Annotated in this window: 8 protein-coding genes; all 8 read right to left on the bottom strand. The window is 33.1% G+C overall.

The genetic code is table 11. The features are described from left to right. Nucleotides 1-1,405, bottom strand: a 1,405-nt coding sequence (locus AC1Q8N_RS28605) for a condensation domain-containing protein (RefSeq protein ID WP_493521513.1), incomplete at its 3' end; no start/stop codon positions are given. Between the two features lie 34 nt (nucleotides 1,406-1,439). Then, entirely contained in the window at nucleotides 1,440-2,480 is a 1,041-nt protein-coding gene (locus AC1Q8N_RS28610; protein WP_098080787.1) for an HAD-IIIC family phosphatase, read from the bottom strand. 18 nt (nucleotides 2,481-2,498) lie between these two features. Beyond that, the gene (locus AC1Q8N_RS28615) at nucleotides 2,499-3,557 is read right to left on the bottom strand and encodes a phosphotransferase family protein (protein ID WP_098080786.1); all 1,059 of its coding nucleotides are present in this window, start codon (nucleotides 3,555-3,557) and stop codon (nucleotides 2,499-2,501) included. Nucleotides 3,558-3,676: 119 nt separating this feature from the next. Beyond that, complete coding sequence (locus AC1Q8N_RS28620) at nucleotides 3,677-4,819, bottom strand: acyl-CoA dehydrogenase family protein (protein ID WP_098080785.1); 1,143 nt, start codon at nucleotides 4,817-4,819, stop codon at nucleotides 3,677-3,679. 29 nt (nucleotides 4,820-4,848) lie between these two features. Beyond that, nucleotides 4,849-5,340: a DinB family protein gene (locus AC1Q8N_RS28625; RefSeq protein ID WP_098080784.1), complete on the bottom strand. Its 492-nt coding sequence runs from the start codon at nucleotides 5,338-5,340 to the stop codon at nucleotides 4,849-4,851. A gap of 16 nt (nucleotides 5,341-5,356) precedes the next feature. Next, nucleotides 5,357-5,596 carry an acyl carrier protein gene (locus AC1Q8N_RS28630; RefSeq protein WP_218923295.1) on the bottom strand — a complete coding sequence of 80 codons (240 nt, stop codon included), beginning with the start codon at nucleotides 5,594-5,596 and terminating at the stop codon, nucleotides 5,357-5,359. 30 nt (nucleotides 5,597-5,626) lie between these two features. Then, nucleotides 5,627-6,487 (bottom strand): 3-hydroxyacyl-CoA dehydrogenase family protein, encoded by an 861-nt coding sequence (locus AC1Q8N_RS28635; protein WP_098080782.1) that lies wholly within the window; start codon nucleotides 6,485-6,487, stop codon nucleotides 5,627-5,629. Nucleotides 6,488-6,516: 29 nt separating this feature from the next. Then, nucleotides 6,517-7,846: SDR family NAD(P)-dependent oxidoreductase (locus tag AC1Q8N_RS28640; RefSeq protein ID WP_493521514.1), on the bottom strand; the 1,330-nt coding region annotated here is incomplete at its 5' end.

Genomic DNA, 7,846 nt, shown 5'->3' on the forward strand with positions numbered 1-7,846 from the left:
GTTCTAAAATGCAATAATAGTGATCAATCATTTGTTTAATTGTATTTTCATTAAATAAATCTGTTGAATATTCAAACACTCCCCTTACACCATCTGAATGTTCGAAAAGACTAAGCCATATGTCGAATTTTGAAGACATTCTATTTACATTGTAGTTGGTTACATCCATACCCGACAGAACTGTTTGATCCATCGGTGCATTTTGAAGCGCAAACATAACTTGAAATAATGGTGTTCTACTTAAATCCCTTTCAGAGTGAATTTCATCTACTATCTTTTCTATAGGAATATCCTGATTTTGCATTGCCCCAATTACGACACGCTTAACTCTTTCTAATAATTCTTTAAACGTAGGGTCACCAGATAAATTAGTTCGAATAATCAATGTATTAACAAAAAAGCCAATTAATTGATCAAGTTCTATCTTTCCACGATTAGCTACAGGTGTTCCAATAGAAATATCATTAGAATTAGTATATCTATATAGCAGAGCTTTAAAAGCAGTTAACAAGAGCATATACAACGTATATTCATATTGGCTGCCGAGCCTTCGAAGTTTATCTAGTAATTGCTTAGGAATTTCAAAATAGACACTATTTCCTTTGAATGTCATAACATCTGGTCTTGGATAGTCTGTATAAAGTTGTAAAGGTTGTAATTGATATAACTTCTCTTTCCAATAATTTATTTGCTTGTCTAAAGCTGAACTCTGAATACTTTGCTGCTGCCAACAGGCAAACTCCTTATACTGTATAGAAAGATAAGGTAAGATTTCCTTCTTTTCTGAACTATATTGTTTATAAAAGTAAGAAAGTTCTTTAAATAAAACCCCAATAGACCAACCGTCAGAAATAATGTGATGAGTAATTATTAAAAAAACGTGTTCATCCTTATCTAATTTAATTACCACTGGGCGAAGCAAATTACCTTTATTAAAATTAAATGGAATGTTAACACGCTCACTGCTAATCGTTTTTAATCTAAGCTCTCTGTTATTAATTGGTGCGTGAGATAAATCTATAAAGTCTATTTTTATCTGTATAGATTCTTTTATAACCTGATATACCTCTCCTCCCTTAGATGTAAATGAAGTCCGTAAACTTTCATGGCGTTTCACAATTTCATCTATACTATATTGAAGTGCCTCTAAGTTTAATGATCCTCTGATTCGCATACCAACCACTTCATTATATGCTGAATTTCCTGGAAATAATTCATCTAAAAACCAAAGCCTTTTTTGCTGGAGAGATAGTGGATATTTATCCCGTTGGCTAATAAAGTCTTTAATATCTATATGTCCCTCTTCTTGTTGCTGAATAAATTCTCCTCTCAGCCTTTTTTGTAGTAGCTCTAACTTGGCCGATGATAAAGAAGATCGCCGTTTCTCATTAGCATAATGATTCATATCCCAAAATATGCCTCCTTATTTATAATATACCTTATGCAAAAATGACTTTGATATAGTATGGGTGAGGTTGTATATCAGTCAATGTATTTTCAAATAAAACTTTCTCATTTTTCGAGTTTATTTCCTGAAATCCTGCAAACTTGTAAGTTACATACATCATACGATTATATTTACTATGTAAAAAATCTGCGCGTAACTTTACGGATTCCTTTAGAGCCATATTAATGATTTGATTAATTAGGATTGTTCCCACTCCTCTTGAAATTACTCGACATGACATCAAAAATAACTTTATGGTCCAACACCCCTTGTTACATTCCAATAGAGCTAAACCGACCTTCCCATAGCTACCATATTTATCTTCCAATTCGACTATAAGTAATTTATGATTTTTTGATAAACGGAATTCGTCTAACTGTTCATAAGAATACGTATACCCCGTTGTATTTAACTGATTAGTTCGAACTGTCAATTCTTGAGCTCTCTTCAAGTCATCTTTATTAGCAAATGAAATGGTGAGCTTCATATTTAAAGAAGCCAAAAACTCTTCTTTAGGTCCTTCAAACGTTTCTTCAGCAACCTTACGAGCAATATCATTCATATACAAAACTCTTCTTTTTCTAGAATCTTCAGTTACGATATTTGGTATCATTACTGGCATATCTAAAATTTCAGGCACAGCGGTTGCATCTATACAAAGTATTTCTGGAATTGAATAGCTGACTTCATCACGTTCAAATGATTGATCATCGATAAAAGCAATAGTATCCAAACCAATATTCAATAGCTTTGATATAGACTTTATAGACTCTGATTTTGGACTCCAGTTTATTTGTGGATACAAAAAATACTCATCTATTCCTAATTCCTCCAATTTTCTCATAGAAAGGTTATAGTCATTTTTACTTGATATAGATTGAATAATACCTCTACTATCCAATACACGAATTGTTTCTAAAACTTTTTCATATAATTCTACATTTTGATCTTCTAAAAGAATACCATCCCACAAAGTATTATCTAAATCCCATACAAGACACTTGATTTTTTTGTTATTAGATCTTACAGTCATTTTCCTGTCCCTCCAAACTTAGAGTAAGTCTTTACATTTCAAGTCATCAAATGCAAGAAAACTTCGCTCTAAATGATTCCACCATAATTCAGCCCTCTCATTATTGTTCCAATGCCAACTAGGCAGAAACATATTTTGTAAGATACCCAGTTTATAATCTTGCTTGCATTGACCCCAGCTATAATTCTCTACTCCAGCTAGAATTAATTTTTTATAGTATCTATCTAAAATAATTGGTTCCATTAACTTTCTTTGTTCCGGATATAACCATAAAGAGAATGTATAGGCAAGCTCTGCACACCCTATGCCGATATCCCAGTACTCCCAATCAATCAATCTGACTCTATTGCCATAGTCACTATCCGCTTTTGGATAGAGAAAATTCCAGAAGTGTGCGTCACCATGGACAAAAGTGAGGTTATTTAAATCATTAAATCTTTCAGAAAATATACTAGAAGACGATTCAAGTAAACGATAATAAATTTTCTGACGCCTATTAGATAACCTATCCCCCATAAAAAATATAAAACGCTCCATTATTTCCCTTGTTTCATTATAACGATGGGTTAAGAACCTTCTATGAGTATAATCACCTGATATTTTATCTACCTTATTTAAAAACCCTGATTTATTCCAACAACTAGCATGAAGACTAGCTAGAGCATCTGCGACTTGCATACATTGATTAGAATACGGCTGAAGGGCAAAATCTGGTGTATAATGTGATTCAGATAAATCTTCCATTAATAGATAAGATATTGACCTTTCTTTTAATGACGCTGCCTCATAACATAGGATCCGCGAATCTAAATTCATCAAGGGTGCTAGTTTATTGTAATAAATCAACTCTTTATTTATCACTTCGGAATTCGCTCTTTTTATTTTTAATAACACATTTTTTTTATCCATCATTGCATTTTTAGAGGAGCTACTTAAAATTAACTTGCAAATTATTGTGACGGGACTCCTATATACAATCTTTTTTTCCACCTTAGTTATATCTCTTATGTAATCTGGTAATCTCTCGTTTAGCCATTTTAGATCTACAATTTCTAAATAGGACATCAATTTTAACATATGCACCTCATCAAAATATTATTTTCACATTTTACTTTGCATGAAATATCAGCCATCTGTATTTCCAGAGAAGAATATTTTATATAGTTACACAATAAAATAACAACTTTTAAAATAATCTATTCAGTAAAGATTCTATGTGCATTACTACCGATTTGAATCTCATGCATTTGAGTAGTACCTTCTATGATTTCCATAATTTTCGAATCACGATAATGTCGTTGTACAGCATTATCTGAAATAATACCATTTGCGCCATGAATTTGAATCGCATCACTTGAAACCGAAGATAATGTTCTCGCTGAGAAATATTTAGCAATCCAAGTTTCCATGATAGCTTTTGGATCTCCACTTTCTTTTAAATATCCTGCATTTAAACACAACATACGAGATGCCTTTACATTAACTACCATATTAGTAATTATTTTTTGAATTAATTGATTATCTTTAAGAAATGAATCAAATTGTTTCCTATGTTTTGTATAATTGACACTGCTATCTAAACAAGCTTGAGCTGAACCTACACACCCCCAAGCAACAGTGTACCTTCCGTATTCTAAGCAATTAACAGCAACAGACGAGAGTCCCATCCCCATTCCACCAATTATGTTCTCTTTTGGAACCTTGCATTCATTCATATGCACTTCTGCTATCATAGAGCCTCTGACCCCTAAAATGTCTCGAATGGGTTTTACAGATAGTCCCGGAGTATCTCGTTCTACTAAAACAGCAACAGATCCATTATCACATTGTGCAAAGACAAGAAAAATATCAGCAATTTGTCCAAATGTAATCCATTTTTTACGTCCGCTTATTATAATACTACCTGCATCCGAAATAGTTGCCTTAGTTTCGATACTTTTTATATCACTACCAGCTGACGCTTCGCTTAAACAAAAAGAAGCAATTTTCCTTCCACTCACTAACTGTGGGATCCAATATTGTTTTTGTTCTTCGGTCCCCCATTTCATAACCGCTAAAGTAACCATTCCATGTACAGTCATTAAACTTCTTATAGAAGAACACCCTTTGCCTATTTCCTCATTTAAACAGCCAATAGAAATAAGGTCTAGACCAAGCCCCCCCATGGCTTTTGGAACCATAGGGGTTAAATATCCTTTTTCCGCCAAACTACGAATTACATTTTTAGGAATTTCCTGATTACGATCAAATTCTTCAGCATATGGCAAAATATGCGTATCAACATATTCGCGGGCTTTTTTTTTCACAGTAAGCTGTTCATTAGTCAACTCTAGTCTCATAATACATATACCTCCTATTTCATAATGTTTTATCTAATGCTATTAAGCTTCTCATTTATTTGGTGAATATGATGTAAATCATGATCCGCAAATTCCTGACATAGATATAAAAGTGTATACCTTTCACCAGTATTCGGACAATAATAATTACCATTAATAACAATGGGTTTATTAACTATTTCATCCTGTACTTCACTAAGTACACGTAATAGCTTTTTACGCCAATTAATAGTTTCGTTAATGACCTCGGCTGTTGTTTTTCCATTATTTACATACAAAACAGCATTTTCATTATAATTATCATGGTTGGGGAATTGAATTTCATCCCCTTGTCGTAACATAGGTATAGTCGTTTCAATTAAATATCTATCCCAAAACTGTATATGGGAAATAATCTCAATCGCAGACCATTTTCCTATTTTTACCGGCTCTATTAATACATCAATAGAAACTTCTTTCAATTCTTTAATATATGTGTTAAATTTTTCAAGTTGATTTATTACTTTCTGAATGTTCTTCATGTATTTTGTCTCCTTTTTAATATGCTAATTTACGTTCTACAAGTTTAACAAGAGCATCAACAGTACGAAAATTATCTATTTCTAAATCTTCTCTTCCTATACTTATAGAAAAGTTTTTTTCGATAAACATAATTAATTCCATAGCAAACAAAGAATTAACATATCCCAATGAAAAAATATCATCGTTATCTCGTAAATCGCGACTATTGATATGCGTTAGCAAAAACCCTTTCAAATCAGTTCTAATATTTCCCATCATTTTCACCTCTATATTAATTTAATAAGCTTAGTATGAGTAGTAATCATAAAATCCTTTCCCGCTTTTTCTCCCAAACAGACCAGCATTCACCATTTGCTTCAAAAGAGGACATGGTCGATACTTACTATCATTAAAACTCTCATATAATACTTCAATTGAATATAATATTGTATCTATTCCTATTAAATCTGCAGTTTCTAATGGACCCATTTTGTGACCAAAACACTCTTTGAAAATTCTATCGACATTTTCAGGCGTTGCCACTTGATCCTGTAATAAAAATACTGCTTCATTAATAGTAAGCATGAGTACCCGATTAGAAACAAAGCCAGGAGCATCATTCACAATTATGCTTTCTTTGCCCATCCCATTTAATAATTCGTTTGTTGCACAAATTGTTTCGTTAGATGTGTGATATCCCTTTATCGTTTCTACCACACTCTTCATAGGTACAGGATTCATGAAATGCATACCTATTACTTTATCTGGTCGCTTTGTCTGAGCAGCGATTCTTGTTATAGATAATGCCGATGTATTTACGCCGAAAATACAATGTTTTGGACAAATATCATCAATTACAGGGTAAATATCCTTTTTTATTTCCCACTTCTCAGTCACATTTTCAATAACAAAATCTACATTTTTTAAATCTTCCAAACGTGTCGTTATTTTTATACGTGATATAGTATCTCTTTCATTAAGGTTCTCCTCGTCTCCTTTTAATAGCCTCTCAAACCGTAAAGTTTTTTTAATTGAAGCTATTGCATTCTCTAAGATATCTTCTGTCGTATCAACTAATACTACTTCGAATCCTTTTTGAGAAAGTACTTGGGATACACCTTGCCCCATTACCCCTGCTCCAATTACACCTACTTGTTTAATATTCATTGTTTCACTCCTTTAAAAATCCTTTTTGTTTATTCGAATTCTAGAATGCGTGTAACTTCCTTTTCGTCCATTTCCTCAATCAAGCGTATTAGCAATTCTTCTATTAAAATTGCTTGATTCGCAATATTCAATGTCTCAAACAGAGACTTAAGAGGAACATCAATTTGAAATGCACTTCTTAACCTTGCTATTAATTGAGTTCCAAGTAAAGAATCCCCACCAAGTTCAAAAAAATTATCATATATACCAACTTGTTTAATTCCTAGAACATATCCCCATATCTCAGCTATTTTTTCTTCAAGCTCATTTGTTGGTGCAACATACACATTCTTTAATTTTGGTCTTTTATGATCATTTCGAATACCCTTATCACGGAAAATTAGTTCCTTTTTTCCATAATCCGAAATTGTGGTAATCCACCTCTTTAAGCTTTCTTCAAACCCATTCGTACAACTTATTATTTGAGGAACAGTCACCTCTCCCCATAATCTAGCAAAAGCTTCTACTGTTTCCTCATCCGTCGCGCTTCCATCCCAATTTACTGTTAACCAGAACTGCGCTGCATCTTCACTATTCTTGCTCCTCATTTGCGCATAATGATCCATAAATATATTTGCTGACCCATAAGCCGTTGTACCAAGTCCTCCTAAAGTTGCAGCAAGAGAAGATACTAACATATAAAAGTCAATATTTATTTCCTTTAATGTCTTCTCTAATACATATAAACCACAAATTTTCGGAATAAAATGTGATGATATAAACGTAGAATCAGTATCAGAAATTGGACATAATTCTTGCTCACCCGTAATGCCTGCGGCATGAATAACTCCATGAATAGTACCAAATTTCCGAATAACATTATCAATCGCAACCTGCATTTCCTGTTCATCTGCAACATTTGCTTTTAATACTAATACTTCGCCACCATGAGCCTCTATCTCTTGAACTTTCTTAATCCGTTGACTAACTATATCTTCTTCACCGTGCTCCTTGAACCATTCTGACCATTCTTCTCGTTCTGGTAGCCCACTACGTCCTATTAATACAAGCTTCGCTTTCACTGTCTTTGCCAAGTACTCTGCTAATATAGTACCTATTTTGCCTAATCCGCCTGTGATTATATATACTCCACCTTCTCTCAGATGTTTAGGCTTATCCTGGATTTCTGGTAATTCTATTTGTTCAAAGCTTTGTACCCAGCGGTAACTTCCTCTATACGCAATAATTGAATCCGCTGCCTCGGCAAGTACCTCATCAAATATTTTTTCACTTATCCACTCTATTTCTTCTACTGTTTGTGATACCTCTATATCTAACAATCTACATGTAATATTTGTATATTCTTGAGGTATAACCTTA

Source organism: Bacillus sp. GW823-FHT06B01, from assembly GCF_058952315.1.